This is a genomic window from Hafnia alvei, from assembly GCF_900095695.1.
Lineage (GTDB): Bacteria > Pseudomonadota > Gammaproteobacteria > Enterobacterales > Enterobacteriaceae > Hafnia > Hafnia alvei_B.
Genome location: NZ_FMIQ01000006.1, coordinates 214,308 through 235,620, shown reverse-complemented (window position 1 = coordinate 235,620; position 21,313 = coordinate 214,308). Strand labels below are relative to the sequence as shown.

The following is a 21,313-nucleotide window of genomic DNA, read 5'->3' as shown; positions in this document are numbered from 1 at the left end:
TCAATTGGAATTAAACATATAAAGGAAAATACCATGAAAAATACACATCGCAATCTCTCACCAAAAAGTAAAGGCATTGACTTTAATCTTCTGGTTATCTTTGAAGCCGTTTTTCTGCACAAAAGCGTGACTAAAACAGCGCTTATATTGAACGTGACGCCTTCTGCTATCAGCCAATCACTGAGTAAACTACGGCTCTATTTTTCTGATCCGCTATTTGTCCGTGAAGGAAATACGCTATTTGCCACCACGGTAGCTGAAAATATTTACGATCGCCTCAAGGATGGGCTATCCCATGTTCGTCAAAGTCTAGATTATATCTCAGACGTCAGTTTGCAGAGTTCATTTATCATTCACGCGTCCCCTTACCTCGGGGTGCGTTTACTCCCTGAAATTTGTGCTGAAATCGAAAACAGGGATCTTAATATCAATATCTCAAACAATTACAATGATACAAAAGAAAATAATATCGAAAACATCTTATTACAGAAGAAGGCTGATATTATTTTTGACGTCAAACCTTTTTACAGTTTTTCAACTGTCTCTGAAATCCTGCTCATTGAAGATGTTATTGCCGTATGCGCTAAAAATCATCCTCGATTAGACTCAAAATTAACCAAAGAAGATATACTTGCTGAAAAATCTATTTTCTCAAGCATCGCTCATAACGGAGGATTAAAAGTACAAAGCGATATCGATGATTACTTCCCTAACCGTAAATTTATTTTCTCCAGCAATTCCATCATTACGAATATTGCTATAGCAGAAAAAACCAGTGCAATTAGCTTTATTCCAAAATCGTTTTTTGATAAATTTTCCGATAGCTTTAACATTAAAATGCTTGAGCTTGATATCACACTAGAGCCTGTGAAAATTTATATGTCATATAATAAAATTTCGTTAAAAAATAGAAACTTTAATTCCCTTATCAATATTATCAAGGAGCATGTTTTTCCTTCAATAGTGCATCCTACACAATAATATAACTGGCCTGATAATTATGACCTCATTGTTCTAGCGGCTTATGTCCCTGAAGTTCATAACGGTGGCACAGCACCAACGTGACATAGCATTAACGTGACATAGCATTAACGCGGCACCGCGCCGCGGTTAATTAGCGAATACTGCTAATATTCATCAAGCAATCTACCTTCTATCAACGCGAATACCTCATTTCTTCAGTTGATACTCATAATGGTCCTACTCAGCTTATCATTCATGAATTTAACTCATAAAGGCTAGCGTATTTAGGCATCTAATCGAATAAATCTGTTTGGAGTATGCTTTCTCTATCGTCACATACGGAGGACTGCATCATGCAAACGGTCACACTTAACAACGGTATTGAAATGCCTTTACTCGGCTTTGGCGTCTTTCAGATGACGGACGCAGCTGAATGCGAACGTGCGGTGATTGACGCTATCGAAACGGGCTATCGCCTCATTGATACTGCGGCCTCTTATCAAAATGAAACTCAGGTGGGTAATGTCCTGCGACAAAGCGGGATTGCTCGCGATGAGCTGTTCGTAACCACCAAACTTTGGCTGCAGGATACAAATTATGAAGGTGCAAAGGCGCAGTTTGAGCGTTCGCTCAATCGCCTACAGCTTGATTATATTGACCTGTATTTAATTCATCAGCCATATGGCGACGTGCACGGCGCGTGGCGGGCAATGGAAGAATTACAGCAGGCAGGAAAAATTCGCGCCATCGGCGTGAGTAATTTCCATCCCGACAGACTTGCCGACCTGATAGCGTTTAACCGTGTTGTACCGGCGGTAAATCAGGTGGAGGTCAATCCGTTTAATCAGCAGCTGCACGCCGTGCCGTGGATGAACAGCCGCCATATTCAACCTGAGGCTTGGGCGCCTTTTGCCGAAGGCAAAAATGGTTTGTTTCAGCATCCGGTGTTGACGGCTATTGCCAACCACCACGGCAAAACCGTCGGACAGGTAGTGCTGCGTTGGCTATATCAGCGAGGCATTGTGTCGTTGGCGAAATCCGTTCGCAAAGCGCGGATGGAAGAGAATATCAATATTCTGGATTTTGCACTTTCTGATACGGACATGACGCAGATCGCCGCGCTTGATAGCGCCACCAGCGCCTTTTTCTCTCACCGCGATCCGGCGATGGTGGAATGGCTCACCCAGCGCAAACTAGACGTGTAACTCCGTTCATTTGCCCGCAATAAAGAACTCAATAACAAGGCGATTAATATGCAAAAACGTATGCTAGGTAAATCTGGGTTAGAAGTGTCAGCGCTGGGTCTAGGCTGTATGGGGCTGAGTTTTGGCTATGGCCCTGCTACCGACACCAAACAAGCAATAGAACTGATCCGCACCGCCGTTGAACAGGGAGTGACTTTTTTTGACACCGCCGAAGTCTATGGCCCTTATGCCAATGAATCATTGTTGGGCGAGGCGCTGAAGCCTTTCCGCGACCGCGTGGTCATTGCCACGAAATTTGGTTTTACCTTCGGTAATGATAATAAGCAGCAGATTTTAAACAGTCGTCCTGAGCATATTCGTGCCGCCGTCGAAGGCTCACTGAGCCGATTAAAAACAGACGTCATTGACCTGCTCTACCAGCACCGCGTTGACCCCGAGGTTCCTATCGAGGACGTGGCAGGAACCGTGAAAGATTTGATTGCTGAAGGCAAAGTGAAACACTTTGGATTATCTGAAGCTGGCGCCCAAACCATTCGCCAAGCGCATGCCGTTCAGCCCGTTACGGCGCTGCAAAGCGAATACTCAATGTGGTGGCGTGAACCCGAGCAGGAAATCATGCCGCTGTTGGAAGAGTTGGGCATTGGTTTTGTTCCCTTTAGCCCTCTGGGTAAAGGTTTTCTGACTGGCGCAATCAATGCACAAACCACGTTTGGCGCTGATGATTTTAGAAGCAAAGTGCCTCGCTTTGCCGCCGAAGCGCGGGAAGCTAACGAAAAATTGGTGTCGCTGCTTGCTGCGTTAGCCGCAGAGAAAAATGTCACTCCGGCACAAATCGCGCTGGCTTGGCTATTAGCACAGAAACCGTGGATTGTGCCAATTCCTGGCACCACCAAACTTCATCGTTTAACAGAAAACTTGGGCGCAGCCGATCTGGCGCTGAACGCAGAAGATTTGCGTAAAATCGCCAACGCGCTCGAAACCGTGAAAATCGTGGGCGATCGCTACCCTGCTTCATTGATGGCGCGCGTAGGACGATAAGGGATTAATGGCAGGAGGCCATCGGGTTAATACTCGCTATTTATCAGACCGAGATACACGGCTCTACCACACCGCGGGGCGCTCAGGCGGCTTACGCCGCTGCGACCCCATCGGTGTGCTCCCGCTAAAAATTGGCTTAGATCAGCAGTGCTAATCGTCCGATCATCTGCCTTCATTGACTATTCCCATTTTTCACGCCGTTTGATTGTGTGGGCAAAAATTGAAGTCTGAACATTTAAAGTTTGCACGTAATGTGTCGCTCTTAGTTCAGTACCCATTTGATAATAAGCCCTAACATGAAAAAATTATCCGCTCTCGCCTTAGGCTCCGTATTATCACTGACGGGATGTGCCGCCATCGTTGGTGATGAATCTCAAACTGTTTATGTAGATAGTTCACCATCTCAGGCTCTGTTTGTTATTTCTGATAATAACGGGCGAGTTGCCGCCACAGGAACCACGCCCACAACGGTTACTCTGCCAAAATCAGCGGGTACTTATTTGGGGTGGCTGAGCTATCAGATCACTTTTTCCAAGGCCGATTTCCAGCCTGTTATCATGCCGCTAAAAACGCGACCTAATGCCTGGTATATATTCGGTAACTTGACCACGTTAGGCGCGGGCTGGCTGATCGATCCTTTTTGGGGCGGCATGTATAACCTGCATCCCGATTCCGTTCATATCAATATGCTGCCGTGCCCGGTCGGTAGATTCGGTTCATTCTGTTCTTAATCTTGCCTAAATCATCTCATGAGTATCCCTTCCCACATGGGAAGGGATATTTGTATCAGTAAATATCTTCCGAACTTCGCTTAATATAAAGCGGCGTCGCCTTTAATTGATTCCCAAGGTGTACTGCGCAATTTTGAAATAAATAATCAAACCGGTTCCGTCGATAAACGTGGCAATAAACGGTGCAGATACAACCGCCGGGTCAATTCCCACGCGCTTCAATACCATGGGGATCACGGAAGAAACCACGGCGCTCCACAGCGTAATACAAACCAGCGTTAAGCTAACAATCAGCGTAATTTCGGGGCCAATCCCCATCATCCACGCACGCACACACCCCGCGAGTCCTAAGGTTGCCGCGATCATCAGCGACGTCGTCATCTCTTTACGGATAATTTTACCCAGATCGCGTAACCGCACCTCGCCCAGCGCCATCGAACGCACCAAGGTTGATGTTATCTGCGTGCCACTGTTTCCCCCGGTGCCAATGAGCAGAGGGATAAAGAAAGCTAACGCAATCGCAGATTCCAGTGCTTCTTCAAAATGCTGGATCACGCTGCTGGTGTAAGCTTCAGCCACAAACAGCAGCAGCAGCCACACCGAACGTTTCTTCCACAGCGTTACCGGACTGGTTTCCAGATACGGTTTTTCCAAGGGCAAACTGGCCCCCTGACGCTGCGCATCCTCAGTCACTTCATCTTCTAATAAATGCGCAATCTCTCTTTCGGTAAGGCATCCGACTAATTTACCGCCCGCGACGACGGGCACAATATCGACATCCTCCTTGGAAATACGGGAAATAACCTCAGTTCTTTCATCCGCAGGGCTAACATGAAAAAAATGATGCTCCATTAAATTCTGAATAGTCTGGTTATCATTCATTTCCTGAAGCAATTTTTTAACGGGTAATACCCCGCACAATTGCTCGCCGGCAACAACAAAGACCTGTGCTGGTATATCGTTAGTTTTGAGTTGGGAAAGAAAAACTTTACGTGCTTCTTGCACGCTAAGAATATGAGATAGCATGATGAAGTCAGTTCTCATATATTGAGCGATGGCATCATCTTCAAACTCATCATTATGATTGTGGATCGCATTTTTTACATGGTAAGACATAGTTTGATTCCCTATAGAATTAAAACCTCATAGGGGCGAACAAGACTAAGATAGGAAAGTAGATCCCTACGTCTTGGGTTTAGCACTATACAACGTATTCAGCAATGTATTGATTTTGCTGAAAGTTACCTTGGCAACACCTTGATTCGATGGATGCCTGTATTTCCCTGTGTGGTCTCTCTCGATACCATCAGGGCGATAACTTATGTTTGTATAGGAGCCTCGCCATAACGAGATCGTCATAAAACACGGAAATCCTACACTGCAAAAACAAACCCGTTTTAATAATCCGATTTTGGTTTATTGAATATTTAGAAAAATGCTTTCAAGTTAAACGAAATCTATTTAACTTAAACAACCCTTTACTAATGGTTACTTCTTTTTAGTTATTTACCACTCATTTTTTGAACAGCCATTAGGTTCTAAAACGTTAATCTCGCATTATTTATTGATGCCTTTAGCTGTGTTTTTGTCTGCGGGTAAAATAATCGTTTCAATATCCTTAAATATAGACTCCCACTCGGTTTCATCTATATCCATCAAACCAAAATACCGCAGCATAAATGCGCCCTCGGTCGCTAAAAACGCGATTCGAGCCTGCTTTCCTTGCTCGGAATCGAGGTCTAAATTCGCGATGCGCTCACGATACCAACGGCGCGTATTTTCGAGATGCTCTTTGGTCTGCAATAAACTGACCAATAGTCCTGCCGCCTTGGCGCTGGAAGCCTGATCGTATTTATGCGTGGCCACCACGTGCGCCGCAACGCGATGAGTCGGTGAGTCATCCTGCGTTGCCACCAGATCAAACACGCGATCGTAGGCATTTCCCCAGCGTTCAAACATGGCATCAATCAGCGCATCTTTGTTGCCGAAACAGTATTGTACCCCGCCTTTTGAGATCCCCATCGCACGCGCTACAGAGTCGATAGTCAATGCAGCAGCGCCAAGGTTTGCAATAATTTCTTCCGCTGCATCCAGCACTTTTTCTCTATCGATACTGCGTTGACGTCCCATTTAGACACCCTCGTTTTAAATACGTACGTATGGATTAAAACTATACATTATCAATTATAAACTTTGTTAGCTGAATGATTGTCGCCACCTGCGGCATCACAGACTTTAGAGACAAGACGATGAACGTACATTATCGCTGGTTAACGCTCACACTCGTATCCAGTGCGCTGTTTTTAATCGTTGTTGATATGACGGTACTTTACACCGCGCTACCTAAACTAACGCTGTCACTGAACGCAAATGCTTCAGAAAAACTATGGATTATCAACGCGTATCCGCTGGTTGTCGCTGGGCTATTGCCAGCCACAGGCATGCTAAGCGATCGTATCGGCCACAAAAAATTATTTATCTATGGCCTTCCGGTATTTGCCGCCGCCTCACTGTGCGCCGCATTTTCACCGACCGCGGCAACGCTTATCGCCTCACGCGTATTTTTGGCCGTGGGCGCGGCCATGATGATGCCGCCGACACTTTCGATTATTCGCCATACGTTTACCGAGCCTAAAGAACGCGCCTTAGCCATTGGTATTTGGTCTGCTGTTGCCTCCGGCGGCGCGGCGATCGGCCCCGTCATTGGCGGGGCTTTGCTGGAATATTTCTGGTGGGGTTCCGTTTTCCTGATTAACGTACCGGTCGTTCTGCTGGTTTTCCCGCTGGCGATACACCGGATCCCAAACTGTGGCAGCCTCAGTCGCTCTCCTTGCGACTACCTAGGTTCCATTCAGATCATGGTAGGACTGGTCGCATCGATCTACGCATTGAAAGAGCTCAGTAAACCAGATGCCTCGTGGCCGATAATGTTGCTTTCCGCCCTGATTGGCATCCTGTTTTTGGTGCTGTTTTATAAACGCCAGCGCAGATCCATGTCGCCCATGATTGATTTTTCGCTGTTTAGCAATCGCATGTTTTTCAGCGGCGTCTGCATTGCGTTGGTCGCTATGCTGGCGATGGTTGGCGTTGAACTGGTGCTCAGCCAACGCCTTCAGCTCGTGGTTGGATTATCCCCGCTGCAGGCGGCGTTATACATCCTGCCAATCCCTCTGGCCTCAGCGCTGGCGGGGCCTTTTTCTGGCCTTTTGCTGCCAAAATATGGCGAGCAGAAGATCGTATTGGGCAGCCTGCTGATAACCGGACTTGGCATCATTGGTTTAGCCCTGCGCTATCAGGAAAGCACTATCGAAATTTTTGGCTACTTGATTGCGATTGGCTACGGCATCGGCGGTGCATTTACCGCGTCGTCAACCGCCATTATGTTCAACGCGCCGAATGAAAAATCAGGCATGGCCGCCTCGATTGAAGACGTGGCTTATGAATTGGGCAGCGTACTTGGCATTACCCTGCTGGGTGGAATGATGACGGCGATCTATAGCAACAGCCTGATTCTTCCCGCTGAGTTTGAGGATAATGTTGAAGCCTACGACAGTATCGACGAAACCTTGAGGCTGGCGGGAAATATGGATATAGAGCAGGCGCAGAGCCTAACGCATCTTGCCCATATGGCGTTTGATCAAGCGTTTGTTTCCGTCTTGATTTCTGCCTCCCTTTTGCTGTTGCTGAGCGCCGTTACGCTAAAACGCACTCACTAGCGCCGATATTTTGGAGATTCTCATGGCATGGTTCGAACGCTTTTTATCACAGATTGCCGATCACCCCGCGCAAATTTTTGCCCTGTTGTTTGTTATCGCGCTCGGTAAATCTACCGTGATGATCTCCTCGGTCCTGCCGCCCGCATCCTTGATGTTGCTGGCGGCGATCGCTATCAGCCAGCCTTCGCTTTCTATTGAACTGGTCTGGCTCGCGATCACGCTGGGCGCCACTCTTGGCTCAATACTGACGTTTCATTTTGGCCAACTGATAAACCAGAAAATGCTTTTTCCACGTTTTTTCGCTCGCCATAACGGCAGGTTGCAACGCATCAGCGAAAAACTACAGCATAAGGGTGGCCTGCTGGTCTTGTTCACGTCGCGTTTTGTGGCCGTACTGCGCTATATGGTTCCAATGGCCGCCGGAATGCTGACTTTTAGCCGCACGCGCGTTTACTGTGTTACCGCATGTTCTGCCGCCATTTGGGCTTGCCTCTTTATCGGTATCGTTTCAGGCGCACTCTATTTCACCGCTCCCCTCATTTAGCCATCAGCGTTAAGGGGTATGGAATCGGCCTCATCAATACATGTATGATAAATGAATATTATATATTGATGATGCGGAGAGATTTAGCGATGCCAGACAGCCGAATTCAAAGGGAAAAGCTGACGATCAGAAAAATGATCTCGCTTTATCAGCGCCGCTGCCCGGATGCTCAGCGCGACAACCAGCACTACGACAACTTATATGCCTATGCGGTAAAACGCCTCGATCGTTGTGTTTTTGGCGCAGAAAAACCCGCCTGCAAGCAGTGTCCGGTACACTGCTATCAACCCGCCAAGCGCGAAGAAATGAAGCAAATTATGCGCTGGTCTGGCCCGAGAATGCTGTGGCGGCACCCTATACTTACCATCCGTCACCTGATTGACGACCAGCGTCCTGTACCCGAATTGCCGGAAAAGTATCGTCCTAAAAAACCGTAAACGATGAAACGCATGGGCAGCATACCCGCGCTAATACAAAGGACGCTCTGCCCTTTGTATTCTATGCATCGTTTGTTACGCATCGCTGTCAGGCTGTTTTGAGCGATACCACTTCACGCCGATTAATCCCACCAGCAACGCGACCATCAGCACCACAAAAGCAATGCGCCGTTGATGCTCGTGGGCGAACAAACGGAACAGCACCTCGCTGGCGGCATAGCCAAGCGTGACGATAATAAATGCCCAAATCGCCGCACCGATAACATTCAGCAGCACAAACTTGCGCAGCTTAACGCCCGACGAGCCGATGATGATGGGTCCAATGGTGCGAAAACCATAGGCAAAACGCATCCCTAAAATCAGCAGCGTTTCATGCTCACGCACTCGCTGTTGGAAACGTTGGATTTTTTTCTGCTGTCGCTTAAAACGCGCCAAGATCTGACGACCAAACCGCCGCCCCACCAGATACAGCGTGAAATCCCCCGCCGTCGCGCCCAAGAAAGTCATCAACAAAACCAAAGGATAGGACAGTAGATGCTTGTGAGCCGCTGCGCCTGCCAGAAAAGCGATGGTTTCGCCCTCAATAATGCTGCCAATCACCACCGCAACATAGCCGTAATCTGAAATCCACTGGCCTGCATCCGTCATATTTGCTTTCCTCTCACTAATATCCCTTAATGATACCGCAAAAAAGTCATTCCCTTTGGTTTCAGAAAACTAATGAATGTATTCTCAGCATTTCCCGCGCGGTTAAACGTATCGCCAACTAGCATGATTTAATTGAGCAGACCGTGATAAAAATTCATAAAATAAGTAAAGCTAGGTAAAAACTAATCGATAAAACACATTTTTTTGATAGGCTATATATAGTTTTATCGAAGTATTGATTGGATTTTGCGATTGACCGCCTGCGCATCGTTACACGGAGAATAATCATAATGAAGTCAGAAACTGAAGCATGCCGCGTGAAAACACGGCATAGCGAGTACTCATTAGCTCTACCTGTTATCGCCTTAGTTGTCCTGACTCTGTGGGGCAATACTCAGAGTTTACCCGCCGTTGCCGGCATCAATATCCTCGCGCTGATCGCTATATTGAGCAGCGCGTTTAGCGTGGTGCGTCATGCTGACGTGCTGGCACACCGTTTAGGTGAACCCTACGGCTCATTAATTCTGAGCCTTTCCGTGGTTATTCTTGAAGTCAGCCTGATCTCGGCGTTGATGGCCACCGGCGATGCCGCTCCGGCGCTGATGCGCGATACGCTCTATTCCATCGTGATGATTGTTACCGGTGGTTTGGTTGGTTTTTCATTGCTGCTCGGTGGGCGTAAATTTGCCACTCAGTTTGTCAATCTGGCCGGTATCAAACAGTATTTAATTACGCTGATCCCACTGGCGATCATCGTTTTAGTATTGCCAATGACCTTTCCCGGTGGAAACTTCACCACGGGTCAAGCGCTTATGGTGGCCGCCATTTCCGCCGCGATGTACGGCGTGTTCTTGCTGATCCAAACCAAAACCCACCAGAGCCTGTTTGTTTACGAGCATGAAGATGACGGCGACGATCCGACTGACCCGCACCATGGTAAACCTTCGGCTCACAGCAGCGCCTGGCACGCCGGTTGGTTAGTGGTGCATTTGATTGCCGTTATTGCGGTCACTAAGTTCAATGCCAATCCGCTTGAAAGCCTGCTGAGCACGCTAAATGCGCCACAGCAGTTCACCGGTTTCTTGGTGGCACTGCTGATTTTGTCGCCGGAAGGATTGGGGGCATTGAAAGCCGTATTGGCCAATCAGGTGCAGCGCGCCATGAACCTGTTCTTCGGTTCTGTGCTAGCCACCATCTCGCTGACGGTGCCTGCGGTCACGATTATTGCAACGCTAACCGGCCAGCCGCTGATCTTTGCGCTGGATGCCCCACAGGTGGTGGTGATGGTCGCCGCATTGATGCTGTGTCAGGTTTCATTTAGCACCGGGCGTACTAACGTTCTGAACGGCGCCGCTCACTTGGCGCTGTTTGCGGCTTACCTGATGACGATCTTCTTGTAGTCTTCCTGAAATATCTATCAGCGCGTGAAGCGGAGGAACTTATTCCTCCGCTTTGCTTTTTCACAAAGCAAAGCACGCTATCAGCACAAGCACCGCCTCTAGAGCAATCCTCATTGCACACCAGCATAGCAATCTGTTATCCGCCCTGCTATTATTTACGTATAGCAATTTGTTACCAATCGGAGGTTTCTATGCAAACAACTCCCCGTAAATCTACACGTAATAAGCAAATTAACGTTCGCGCCAGCGAAGAAGAGAGAGCCGTTATAGACTACGCTGCCAGCCTAGTGAATAAAAATCGGACTGATTTCATCATTGAGAAAGCCGTACATGAAGCCCAAAATATCATTCTCGATCAACGTGTATTTGTCTTGGACGATGCCCGTTATCAGGCGTTCATTGAACAGCTAGAAGCACCGGTTCAAAATGTTGAAGGCCGCCAACGCTTGATGGATGTGAAACCTGAATGGGAATAAATATCACGTCTCCTGAGCTACTGACCGAAGAGCACGAACTGCAATCTTTCAACAGTGGAAATGATGTGCTCAATGATTGGCTTCGCCGCCGCGCGATGAAAAATCAGTACCTTAATGCCTCCCGCACCTTTGTTATTTGCCTCGAATGTACCAATCGCGCCGTTGGCTATTACTCTCTTGCGACCGGGTCCGTAAGCCATGCCGACTTGGGACGTGGCTTACGCCAGAATATGCCAAATCCTATCCCTGTTATACTGCTGGGCCGCCTCGCCGTTGACGTGTCTACTCAGGGTCATCATTTTGGGAAATGGTTACTTAATGATGCGGTGATACGTGTTTCTAATCTGGCCGATCAGGTAGGAATTAAGGCCATTATGGTCCATGCCATCAATGAGCAAGCGCAGGCGTTCTATGAATACTTTGGTTTTGTTCAGTCTCCCATTGCGCCAAACACGCTGTTCTACAAAATTTAAACACCGTGTTATTGGGGACCTTTACCTCATGGTGCACGGTATAATATCTTGCACCCTCACCCTCACCCCAACCGCGACAGCATAACCCCCGTCACAATCACCAAGCTGGCGGCGATCCTTGCTTTCCCCAGCGGTTCTTTCAGTAACCACACCGAAAATATCATGGCGAATAACACGCTACTTTCACGCAGCGCGGCCACAACGCCAATCGGCGCCTGCGTCAATGCCCAAATCACAATGCCATAGGCCAGCAGCGACATCGTTCCACCCGCTAACCCCACCCGCCAGTTGCGCTTAATCTGCCCCCAGGTTTTTCCTCGCTGATGCAGCCATAACAGCGGTAGCATAATGATCCCGTTGAGCGTAAACAGCCACAGCGTGTAGGTCAGCGGAGCTTCGGCGGCGCGGGCTCCTGCTCCATCTGAAAGCGTATATCCGGCGGTAAACATGGCGGTGATGAGGGCATAGCGTACGGCTTTACCATTCAGCTTGCTGCGCCCGCCGCCGCGTAGCGCCATTAACAGCACGCCTGAAACCAATACCAGCGCACCGATAACGCCTAGCAGAGGCGGATATTCACGCAAAAACAGCGCGCTGAGCATCATCGCCAGCAGCGGCGCACTGCCGCGTGCCAGCGGATAAATTTGGCCGAGATCCCCTTGTCCATAAGCACGGCTGAGAAACAGGCAGTAGCCGGTATGCAACACCAAAGAGAGTAGCAACCACGGCAGCGATGAGAGGCTAGGTAAACCGACCCACGCTAAGCCACACAGCGAAACCGCGCCGGAGAAAACCGCAATCAGCGCCACGCCAACAAAGCGTTCCTCACCGATTTTAACAAGGGTATTCCAGCTCGCATGCAGCAATGCGGCACACAGCACCGCCAGAAAAACCGTGGTCGTCATACCAACTTCTCACTAAATTAATCGAGATACCAACAGCATAAAGTCTCCACGCTGGATTGTCATAAATACGTCATAGAAGTGTTATGTGTAGGCGTTTAAATAAGCAAGGCCACCCGAAGGTGGCCCTGAGAGCAAAATTGGATGAGGAAAAGCTTATTGGTAGGCGTTTAAGGTGCGCTGGCAAAGCGCCGAGCGAACGCAGTCTTGGCTGTCGAAGCGGATAATACTGACCATCCCATCCTCGGTGAAGCGTTGCAGCGCATCTTCGAGGCCGGATTTCACTCCGCGAGGCAAATCACATTGGGTAATGTCGCCGTTAACCACCACGGTGACGTTTTCCCCCAAACGGGTCAGGAACATTTTCATTTGGCTAGCCGTGACGTTTTGCGCCTCGTCTAGGATCACAAAGGCGTTTTCAAAGGTGCGACCACGCATATAAGCGAAAGGTGCAATTTCCACCTTGCCGATTTCAGGACGTAAGCAGTATTGCAGGAATGAAGCCCCTAAACGTCGAACCAGAACGTCATAGACCGGGCGGAAATACGGTGCAAATTTCTCAGAAACATCACCGGGTAAGAAACCAAGATCTTCATCGGCCTGTAGCACAGGGCGCGTAACGATAATACGATCGACCTCTTTATGGATCAGAGCTTCGGCCGCTTTCGCTGCGCTGATGAAGGTTTTACCGCAGCCTGCTTCGCCTGTTGCGAAGATTAACTGTTTGGATTCAATTGCAGACAGATAAGCGACCTGCGCTTCCGTTCTGGCCGTGACTGGCGCGTTATCACGTTTTTCCCGCGCCATGCCAATGGTTTCAATACCGCCCATCTGAACTAGAGAGGCAGCCTGATCTTCCTCGCGCTGACGTTGACTACGACCATCACGTTTAACCACACGTTTAGCCTCACGACGCGCTCTGATAACAGCTTTCTGTTTTCCCATTTTGGCACCTTACAGTTGGTTTCAATCGTCATTCCACGTTTCATGAACGAACTGTCACTCGCTTATCTGAGAACCTCCTCATAGGATAGAGACGTGCTTAATACGAACCCGCGCGCGAAGCCAATCCCTGCGGCGCGCAGTCGTAGCCAATAGAGTGAAAATAGAGGTATGGATAAATTTTTCGGGGAAGAAAGCCGTGACGCCCATTTTGCTGCGTCGACTTTTTGGCTGTCAGAGACAACCTGTTGAATGGTGCTGATTTGACATCGTGCTAGCCCAGGTAAGGACTGTTTCATCCGCGCTCCTCACAAACCTGCTGGTGCAATAACCTGCGTTGATGTGAATACTTCCGTCGCCTCATGAAAATGTACTGCTTGATAATGACAGTATAATGACAATGTTAATACTTTCGCCACTTATTGTTAATAAAGTTTTAACTTTGCTATTAATTCACTGACAGCCAGCCAAAAGCGCCATAATTATGTTATAAACATGGTTAATATTCTTTCTTTCACGCGGCTTCATGAAATTAACCACCTACACCGATTTTGGCTTACGCGCTCTGATGTATCTGGCCTCAATGCCCTATGGTCAGCGCACCAGCGTGGGCGAAATTGCGACCCATTACGATATTTCGCGTAATCATATGGTCAAAGTGGTGGCGCAGTTAGTGGGCTTGGGTTATATCCATGCGGTACGCGGCAAAGGCGGCGGCATCGAGCTGGGCAAGCCTGCGGCGGAGATTAATATCGGACAGGTGATCCGTGCGTTAGAGAGCAATCTCAGCGGCATTGACTGCAATTCACCCGGCTGCAAATTGATAAAAATCTGCAAGTTACAGGCTGCACTAAAAGTGGGTATGGAAGCATTTTTAACCGCAATGGAAGACTTCACGCTTGCCGATCTGGTCAGCAATCGCGGCGAGATTATTGCAATTCTGGGCATTCCCGCAGAGTAAAAAGCATCAAGGCGGAAAACGTTTCCCGCCTTGATAAAAACCGTCAGAGCGTCACAAACACATTCGTGCTATGCCAGCCTTAGGTGATTAGAAGCCTAAACTTCCCAGCAAATCATCCACCTGCTCCTGATTCGCCACAATGCCTGGGCCGTTTTGATTCATCTGAGGACCATTGAGCAAACCATCGTTGTCACGTTTTGGTTTTGCCGTCACGTCTGGAATGTTTTCGACCAACACCGCCAGCAGCTCTTTCTCGATTTCTTGCACCACGCCCATCATGCGCTTGATAACCTGACCCGTTAGATCTTGGAAATCCTGTGCCATCATAATTTCAAGCAGCTGAGCATGCGTGAACGCCGTGTGTTCTGGCACCGCAGCCAAATAGCTGCGGGTGTCAGAAACCAAAACGCGCGCATCAGAAAGCTCGATAGGATTTTCAAACCACTCATCCCAACGCACTTTTAAATCTGTCGCCCCTTTTTCTAACGTCGTTTGACGTGGCTGAGCCGCTTCAACGCAGTTTAAAGCACGCTCTGCGGCCTGAGCCGTCATCTGCACCACATAATCTAAACGATCGCGGGCGTCTGGAATCGCTTCTGCCGCCTGAGCAATGGCCTGATCCAGCCCAAGTTCTTTTAGGCTGTCGCGTAACATGCGAGTTAATTGCCCAATTCGAGCAATAATATCGTTGGCCGTCGCCGCATCAGTTGCTGGCATAGGATGTTCGTTCATTGTGACTCCTTAGATCCCCAACTTTTCAAAAATCTTATTCAGCTTTTCTTCTAGCGTTGCTGCCGTAAACGGTTTAACGACGTAGCCGCTGGCACCTGCCTGCGCTGCTGCAATAATGTTTTCTTTCTTCGCTTCCGCGGTCACCATCAATACCGGCAATGTTCCCAGACTGCCGTCGGCACGAATCGCCTGTAGCAGCTGCAGACCATCCATGTTGGGCATATTCCAATCGGAAACCACAAAATCAAATGCCCCTGTACGCAGCTTGGTTAACGCGTCCGCGCCATCTTCCGCTTCTTCTACATTGTTAAAACCCAGCTCTTTAAGCAGGTTTCTTACGATGCGGCGCATTGTGGCAAAATCATCGACAACCAAAAAACGCAGATTCTTATCCGCCATACTGACTCCTCAAAAGTCCCCCCATTAGGGAACGTTAAATACGCAGCGCCTGTCCGGCACTAATTTGCGTCAGCATTCGCTGACTGACTTGTTGCAGATCGACCACTTCATCGACGCCGCCCGTTAAAATGGCCTCTCTTGGCATGCCAAACACCACGCAGCTGGCTTCATTTTGCGCGATGGTATAGGCCCCTGCCTGATGCATTTTGAGCATACCCGCAGCGCCATCGTTGCCCATGCCGGTTAAAATCACGCCCACCGCGTTGCGTCCTGCATAGCGCGCCACTGAGTCAAACAGCACATCAACCGAAGGCCGATGACGGTTAACCGCCGGGCCCTGATGCAGGCGCACAATATAGTTAGCGCCGCTGCGCGCCAGCTCAAGGTGCATATCCCCCGGCGCAATATAGGCATGCCCCGGCAACACGCGCTCGCCCTCTTCGGCTTCCTTTACGGTGATCTGGCATAGTTTGTTCAGCCGTTCGGCAAACGAACGCGTAAACCCCGGCGGCATATGCTGGGTAATTAACAGCGCCGGACTTGATGAAGGCAGCGGCTGTAGCACATGACGAATCGCTTCCGTTCCGCCCGTTGATGCGCCAATTGCAATCAGTTTTTCACTGCTGAGCAACGGGGTATGGCTGAGCGTCACCGGCTTCACCGGCATCGTGCCGCGTGCGGGCAAACGCGCTTTCGCCGCCGCACGCACTTTATCGGCAATCATTTCGCTGTAGGCCAACATGCCTTCACGGATCCCAAGCTGAGGTTTGGTCACGAAATCCACCGCGCCAAGCTCAAGCGCCCTAAGCGTAATCTCTGAGCCCTTACCCGTTAACGACGACACCATCACCACCGGCATCGGGCGCAAACGCATCAGCTTTTCAAGAAAATCGATGCCGTCCATGCGCGGCATCTCAACGTCTAGCGTGAGCACCTGCGGATTAAATTTTTTGATCAGATCGCGTGCCACCAGCGGATCTTGCGCCACCGCCACCATTTCCATATCAGGATGGCTATTAATAATCTCGGTCATCAATTGACGCATCAGCGCTGAATCATCAACGCACAACACCCGAATTTTACTCATCGACTCTCCTTGGACAGCCCATACACGGTTTGTCCGCGCAAATAAAACTCTTGGCTGATATGGCTAAAGTTTTCCGAATGCCCCGCAAACAACAATCCGCCGGGTTTCAATAGTTTGATAAAGCGATTGAGGATGCGCGTCTGAGTCTCTTTGTCGAAATAAATCATTACGTTGCGACAAAATATGGCGTCAAACGGCCCCGGTAAATCCCACTGCGGAGCCAGCAAATTCAGCATTTGAAAGTGTACCCGCTGGGCAAGCTCTGGCCTGACACGGACAAAGCCCTCCTGCGGCCCGGTGCCACGCAGAAAAAAGCGTTGTAGCTGTGAAGGCGTGAGATGCTTGGTTTCTTCCTGTCGATAAACGCCGCGCACCGCTTTCTCTAACACCTGTGTATCGATGTCGCTCGCCCAGACCTGCGGCCCCACAGGCGTCGTGCCTAAGGCTTCCGCTAGGGTCATCGCGATCGAATAAGGCTCTTCTCCCGAAGAAGCCGCCGTACTCCACACGCAGTAGTTGTGTGGTCGCTTACGCGCATGCTCCGCCAAAATGGGGAAGTGGTGCGCTTCACGAAAAAAGGCGGTTAAATTCGTGGTTAATGAATTAATAAACGTTTGCCACTCTCCGTGGCTCTGGCTGCTTTCTAATAACGCCAGATACGCGCCAAAATCATTCAGATTCAGCGCGCGTAAACGCCGCACGAGTCGGTTATAAACCATCTCCCGCTTATGGTCGGCCAACACAATCCCTGCGTGTTGGTAAATAAGTTGGCTGATGCGACGAAAATGGGCGTCTGCCAGAGGCACTCTCTGCATCATTAATGCAGGTACCTGAGCATCATCGTTTCCTGACTGTGTAAATAAATTCGCCATCACTCACCCAATTTACAATACGCGAGCAGAGAACCTCCGCCCGCGATTAACTACCTTTTAGCCGATGCTAAATCGGTTGCCATACATCTTTGTCCTTGGGCAGCGACTGCTCTGAGCTGGCAATAGGATTATCGACAGCTCGGGCAGCGGGTGCTGATACCAGATGGAACGCGGCAACAGAGCGGGTCAGAGCATTGGCTTGCTCTTCCACCGCCTGCGTCGCTGATGCAGCCTCTTCGACCAGTGCCGCGTTCTGCTGCGTCACCTGATCCATTTGCGTTACCGCCAAGGCAACTTGTTCTATGCCTCGGCTCTGTTCATCGGAAGCAGAGGAGATTTCCCCCATAATGTCGGTGACGCGAGCTACCGAACGCACGACCTCATCCATGGTGCTACCGGCGTTTTCAACCAGTACCGATCCCTGCTTCACACGGCTGACCGAGTCATCAATCAGCCCTTTAATTTCTTTTGCCGCCTGCGCGCTACGCTGCGCCAGGTTGCGCACCTCTCCGGCGACCACGGCAAAACCGCGACCTTGTTCACCGGCACGCGCCGCCTCAACCGCCGCATTCAGCGCCAGAATGTTGGTTTGGAAAGCAATGCCGTCGATCACGCTGGTAATATCGCCAATTTTCTGCGAACTGGTGGCAATCTCGTGCATGGTACGCACCACATTGCCGACGATTTCACCGCCGGTGGTGGCCGTTCCCGAGGCTTCTTTGGCCAAGCGTGCCGCCTGACGTGCGTTATCGGCGTTCTGTTTCACCGTTGCGGTGAGCTGCTCCATGCTGGCGGCAGTTTCTTCCAGCGAAGCGGCCTGCTGTTCGGTGCGCGAAGAGAGATCGTTGTTACCCGAGGCAATCTCTTGCAGACCGCTATAAATCGCGTCAGATCCTTGGCGGACGGTTAATACCGTTTTCACCAGCGACTGCTGCATTTTTTGCAGGCTGCCAAACAGCTGGCTCAGTTCATTACGGCCAAATACGTGAATTTCGGCTGAAAGATCGCCTGCGGCAATGCGATCAAAATGCGCGCGCATGGTATTCAGCGGCGAAATCAGCATTTTGCGTAGCCAATACAGCGAGCCTAAAATCACAACAATCAGCATTGCCACGGCACCCACCACCATCAGCATTGAGAGGGTGTACGAGTTTTTATTTTCCGTTGCCGATTTTGTCAGCACATCATCTACGTGCTGGGCATAGGCCTGTGTCTGGACTTCAAACAGGTCTTGGACTTTCTGCGTGGGCTGATCCATAAAGCCTTGCAGATCGCCTTTCTCTAATAACGCAATGAGCTCGCGTAGCGTAGTACGCAGATTCTCGTAGCTCACTTTGGTGGTTTCCGTCAGCTCAATACCTTCTTTGGTCACGCGTGGTATGGCTAAGAACTGATTAAAATAAAGATCCGCTTTTTGCAGTGATGAGCGAGTACCGGCCATTAGTTCATTCACTTTTTCCTGCGGGACTTTCAACGCAGCCCTAGTGCCAGCGCGGTTAAGCGTGTTACGCGCCTGCAGCAAGGCAACCCATGACTGATTCAGCGCTTCTCGCTGATCGTTAACGATCTGAACGTTAGAAAAGTTGTTGTTATCGGAACGAATCGACATAAATGACAAGCCGGTAGATCCTAATTGCAGCAGACAAAACACCATCAGCAGCACGAATAGACTGGTTGATACTCGGATTCGGTTAAACACGATGCTTTCCTTTTGGGCCGGTTCGTTTGTAGGGTACCCGGCGCTGTCACGTTTAATGATTTCCAACGCAGTTGGCGCCGTGTTGCCAGCGACAGCGCCAATGCGAGGAAGACATACTCATAATTTCAAGGTGCAGCTCGCTTAAAACATAAAGCAGGTAAATGTCTTTCAGCTTTTCCGTGAGGCCGCTTTCTCTGCCACACAGACGGTGATCTTCGCCACCGTGTTGCTGGTTAGATCGTCATAGCGAAAACTTAGAACGTTTCCCAATTGTCTCCAGTATCCGCTGCCGCGATACGTGGCGCAGGCGTGGAAATAACCGGTTTGACGCTGCGACTTTCGCCGATGTCTTCTTTGAACTCTTGTTGGATACGGAAAACGGACACCGCCTGCGTTAGCATGCTGGCCTGTTCTTCCAAGGCAGCGGCGGCAGAGGCAGATTCCTCAACCAACGCGGCGTTTTGCTGGGTAACGCGGTCCATTTCAGACACCGCCTGACCGACCTGATCGATCCCGCGGCTTTGCTCATCCGACGCAGAGGCGATTTCGCCCATAATGTCGGTAACGCGCGTCACCGCACTGACGATATCGCCCATGGTTTCACCGGCGCTTTCCACTAAGGTTGAGCCGATATCCACACGGTTAACGGAATCTTCAATCAGGCCTTTGATCTCTTTAGCGGCCTGAGCACTGCGCTGGGCTAGATTTCTAACTTCGCCCGCCACCACCGCAAAACCGCGCCCCTGTTCACCGGCGCGCGCGGCTTCAACCGCCGCATTCAGCGCCAGAATATTGGTTTGGAAAGCAATGCCGTCGATAACGCTGGTGATGTCTGCGATTTTTTGTGAGCTGCCAGCAATTTCATGCATGGTCTGCACCACGTTAGCCACCACCTTGCCGCCGCGCTGGGCGGTTTCAGAAGCACTTAGCGCAAGATGGCTGGCCTGACGCGCATTTTCGGCGTTTTGTTTCACCGTTGCGGTTAGCTGTTCCATGCTGGCTGCGGTTTCTTCCAGCGATGCGGCCTGCTGCTCGGTACGTGAAGAGAGATCGTTATTACCGGCTGAGATTTCACTCGCGCCGCTGTAAATGGCGTTAGCGCCTTGGCGAACGTTGCCCACGGTACGTACCAACTCACCCTGCATGTGCTTAAGGCTTGCGGCTAACTGCCCCATTTCATTGGTGCCGCTCACATCAATACTGCGGGCCAGATCGCCATTGGCGATATGCTTGATACTGCCAATTAAGCGATTTAGCGGCACGATCAGCGTTCTGCGGATACCAAACCAAACCAGAATAATTGCGGCGGCTACCAAGGCAAGAACGCCGACTAAGATCCACATCGCCATGCTGTAAGAGCTGTTGTTATCATCAACGGCTTCCTGATACAGGCGATCGTTTTGAGTCAAATAGGTCACGTAGCTTTTCTCAAATCCGTCTTGGTAACCCTGAGTCGGTTGGTCAAAGAACTCATTGATTTTGCCGGTAGACAACAGCTGAATAAGCTCAGATAGCGCACCGTGCAGAATATCGTAGTGACGTTTTAATTCAGCGGTCGCATCTTGGCTTTGACGCGGGTCGATAGGCAGTGCCTCATATTCAGCCCAGCGCCCCTCTGCCTGTTGCAGCGTAGTTTTAGCAATTTGCAGTAAATCATCGACCGTCGCACCGCTGCCCGTTTTGTTAACATCCATCATGTAGCGAATGCCTGCACGGTTTAGCGTGTTTCGTGTTTGCAGCAAGGCTACCCAACTTCCGTTCAGCGTAGACTGTTGCTGCCGGATGGTTTGTAAAACAGTGAAGTTTTCCTTGTCGTTTTTCAGGGCGTTAAAGAACAATCCTCCGGATGTCATTTGCAAAATACCAAACAACCCCAGCACCAACAGCAAACTGGTGACAACTTTTATACGGTTTAACATGGTTTCTCATTCTCGGTACGTCGGATAGAAGGGATATCGGCGTAGCTGAGAAAAACTTTATGGGGAAAGTATTTTTTATTCGGAGTTTTTGTTGCGGAATTTGCGGAGACCCCCTCCCAGCCTCCCCCATCTCAAGGGGAGGGTTGGGGTGGGGTCATTTCAATGGGGC

At 49.8% G+C, this 21,313-nt stretch carries 22 protein-coding genes and 1 riboswitch; of the genes, 11 read left to right on the top strand and 11 right to left on the bottom strand.

Annotation, left to right across the window (positions count from 1 at the left end):
• The first annotated feature begins 33 nt into the window (after window positions 1-33).
• From BN1044_RS02615 to BN1044_RS02600, 4 genes are all read left to right on the top strand, one after another.
• Window positions 34-981 carry a LysR family transcriptional regulator gene (locus tag BN1044_RS02615; RefSeq protein ID WP_072307430.1) on the top strand — a complete coding sequence of 316 codons (948 nt, stop codon included), beginning with the start codon at window positions 34-36 and terminating at the stop codon, window positions 979-981.
• Between the two features lie 335 nt (window positions 982-1,316).
• Window positions 1,317-2,168, top strand: a complete 852-nt coding sequence (locus BN1044_RS02610; RefSeq protein ID WP_072307429.1) for an aldo/keto reductase — start codon at window positions 1,317-1,319, stop codon at window positions 2,166-2,168.
• Between the two features lie 48 nt (window positions 2,169-2,216).
• Window positions 2,217-3,206: an aldo/keto reductase gene (locus tag BN1044_RS02605; protein ID WP_072307428.1), complete on the top strand. Its 990-nt coding sequence runs from the start codon at window positions 2,217-2,219 to the stop codon at window positions 3,204-3,206.
• Window positions 3,207-3,502: 296 nt separating this feature from the next.
• Complete coding sequence (locus tag BN1044_RS02600; protein ID WP_072307427.1) at window positions 3,503-3,937, top strand: putative periplasmic lipoprotein; 435 nt, start codon at window positions 3,503-3,505, stop codon at window positions 3,935-3,937.
• A gap of 102 nt (window positions 3,938-4,039) precedes the next feature.
• Here the strand turns inward: BN1044_RS02600 and BN1044_RS02595 are convergent, their stop codons facing one another.
• Together BN1044_RS02595 and BN1044_RS02590 are read right to left on the bottom strand one after the other, a co-directional pair.
• The gene (locus BN1044_RS02595; protein ID WP_072307426.1) at window positions 4,040-5,053 is read right to left on the bottom strand and encodes a magnesium transporter; all 1,014 of its coding nucleotides are present in this window, start codon (window positions 5,051-5,053) and stop codon (window positions 4,040-4,042) included.
• 57 nt (window positions 5,054-5,110) lie between these two features.
• Window positions 5,111-5,295, bottom strand: a riboswitch (M-box (ykoK) riboswitch).
• A 199-nt stretch (window positions 5,296-5,494) separates the two neighbouring features.
• Window positions 5,495-6,067 (bottom strand): TetR/AcrR family transcriptional regulator, encoded by a 573-nt coding sequence (locus tag BN1044_RS02590; protein ID WP_072307425.1) that lies wholly within the window; start codon window positions 6,065-6,067, stop codon window positions 5,495-5,497.
• A 119-nt stretch (window positions 6,068-6,186) separates the two neighbouring features.
• Between BN1044_RS02590 and BN1044_RS02585 the strand changes: the two genes are divergently transcribed.
• The 3 genes from BN1044_RS02585 (at window position 6,187) to BN1044_RS02575 (ending at window position 8,634) form a co-directional block, all read left to right on the top strand.
• Window positions 6,187-7,653, top strand: coding sequence for an MFS transporter (locus tag BN1044_RS02585; protein WP_072307424.1), 1,467 nt, complete (start codon window positions 6,187-6,189; stop codon window positions 7,651-7,653).
• 22 nt (window positions 7,654-7,675) lie between these two features.
• A complete protein-coding gene (locus BN1044_RS02580) occupies window positions 7,676-8,197 on the top strand; it encodes a DedA family protein (protein WP_072307423.1) in 522 nt (173 codons plus the stop codon).
• 89 nt (window positions 8,198-8,286) lie between these two features.
• Entirely contained in the window at window positions 8,287-8,634 is a 348-nt protein-coding gene (locus BN1044_RS02575; protein WP_072307422.1) for a nitrous oxide-stimulated promoter family protein, read from the top strand.
• A 75-nt stretch (window positions 8,635-8,709) separates the two neighbouring features.
• Here BN1044_RS02575 and BN1044_RS02570 read toward each other — a convergent pair whose 3' ends face one another.
• The gene (locus BN1044_RS02570; protein WP_072307421.1) at window positions 8,710-9,282 is read right to left on the bottom strand and encodes a DedA family protein; all 573 of its coding nucleotides are present in this window, start codon (window positions 9,280-9,282) and stop codon (window positions 8,710-8,712) included.
• Between the two features lie 290 nt (window positions 9,283-9,572).
• Here BN1044_RS02570 and chaA point away from each other — a divergent pair, with 290 nt between their 5' ends.
• The 3 genes from chaA (at window position 9,573) to BN1044_RS02555 (ending at window position 11,631) form a co-directional block, all read left to right on the top strand.
• Complete coding sequence (chaA, locus tag BN1044_RS02565) at window positions 9,573-10,682, top strand: sodium-potassium/proton antiporter ChaA (RefSeq protein ID WP_040046923.1); 1,110 nt, start codon at window positions 9,573-9,575, stop codon at window positions 10,680-10,682.
• Window positions 10,683-10,873: 191 nt separating this feature from the next.
• The gene (locus BN1044_RS02560; protein ID WP_046457807.1) at window positions 10,874-11,158 is read left to right on the top strand and encodes a type II toxin-antitoxin system TacA family antitoxin; all 285 of its coding nucleotides are present in this window, start codon (window positions 10,874-10,876) and stop codon (window positions 11,156-11,158) included.
• Window positions 11,149-11,631, top strand: coding sequence for a GNAT family N-acetyltransferase (locus BN1044_RS02555; RefSeq protein ID WP_072307420.1), 483 nt, complete (start codon window positions 11,149-11,151; stop codon window positions 11,629-11,631). Before BN1044_RS02560 ends, BN1044_RS02555 begins: the two co-directional genes overlap by 10 nt.
• A 62-nt stretch (window positions 11,632-11,693) precedes the next feature.
• Here BN1044_RS02555 and BN1044_RS02550 read toward each other — a convergent pair whose 3' ends face one another.
• Complete coding sequence (locus tag BN1044_RS02550; protein ID WP_072307419.1) at window positions 11,694-12,536, bottom strand: DMT family transporter; 843 nt, start codon at window positions 12,534-12,536, stop codon at window positions 11,694-11,696.
• Window positions 12,537-12,689: 153 nt separating this feature from the next.
• Window positions 12,690-13,478: a phosphate starvation-inducible protein PhoH gene (gene phoH / locus BN1044_RS02545; protein ID WP_025801705.1), complete on the bottom strand. Its 789-nt coding sequence runs from the start codon at window positions 13,476-13,478 to the stop codon at window positions 12,690-12,692.
• A gap of 523 nt (window positions 13,479-14,001) precedes the next feature.
• On the opposite strand from phoH, the gene BN1044_RS02540 reads away from it, so the two are divergent.
• Window positions 14,002-14,436, top strand: a complete 435-nt coding sequence (locus tag BN1044_RS02540; RefSeq protein WP_025801704.1) for an Rrf2 family transcriptional regulator — start codon at window positions 14,002-14,004, stop codon at window positions 14,434-14,436.
• An 87-nt stretch (window positions 14,437-14,523) separates the two neighbouring features.
• On the opposite strand, the gene cheZ is transcribed toward BN1044_RS02540, so the two are convergent.
• The 6 genes from cheZ to tsr all read right to left on the bottom strand — a co-directional run bounded on the left by cheZ (window position 14,524) and on the right by tsr (window position 21,144).
• Entirely contained in the window at window positions 14,524-15,168 is a 645-nt protein-coding gene (cheZ, locus tag BN1044_RS02535) for a protein phosphatase CheZ (RefSeq protein WP_025801703.1), read from the bottom strand.
• 9 nt (window positions 15,169-15,177) lie between these two features.
• Window positions 15,178-15,567: a chemotaxis response regulator CheY gene (gene cheY, locus BN1044_RS02530; protein ID WP_025801702.1), complete on the bottom strand. Its 390-nt coding sequence runs from the start codon at window positions 15,565-15,567 to the stop codon at window positions 15,178-15,180.
• A gap of 34 nt (window positions 15,568-15,601) precedes the next feature.
• A complete protein-coding gene (locus BN1044_RS02525) occupies window positions 15,602-16,654 on the bottom strand; it encodes a protein-glutamate methylesterase/protein-glutamine glutaminase (protein ID WP_025801701.1) in 1,053 nt (350 codons plus the stop codon).
• Complete coding sequence (cheR, locus tag BN1044_RS02520; RefSeq protein ID WP_072307418.1) at window positions 16,651-17,526, bottom strand: protein-glutamate O-methyltransferase CheR; 876 nt, start codon at window positions 17,524-17,526, stop codon at window positions 16,651-16,653. Before cheR ends, BN1044_RS02525 begins: the two co-directional genes overlap by 4 nt.
• A gap of 67 nt (window positions 17,527-17,593) precedes the next feature.
• The gene (locus BN1044_RS02515; protein WP_072307417.1) at window positions 17,594-19,225 is read right to left on the bottom strand and encodes a methyl-accepting chemotaxis protein; all 1,632 of its coding nucleotides are present in this window, start codon (window positions 19,223-19,225) and stop codon (window positions 17,594-17,596) included.
• Window positions 19,226-19,479: 254 nt separating this feature from the next.
• Window positions 19,480-21,144: a methyl-accepting chemotaxis protein gene (tsr, locus tag BN1044_RS02510; protein WP_072307416.1), complete on the bottom strand. Its 1,665-nt coding sequence runs from the start codon at window positions 21,142-21,144 to the stop codon at window positions 19,480-19,482.
• Window positions 21,145-21,313: the final 169 nt, after the last annotated feature.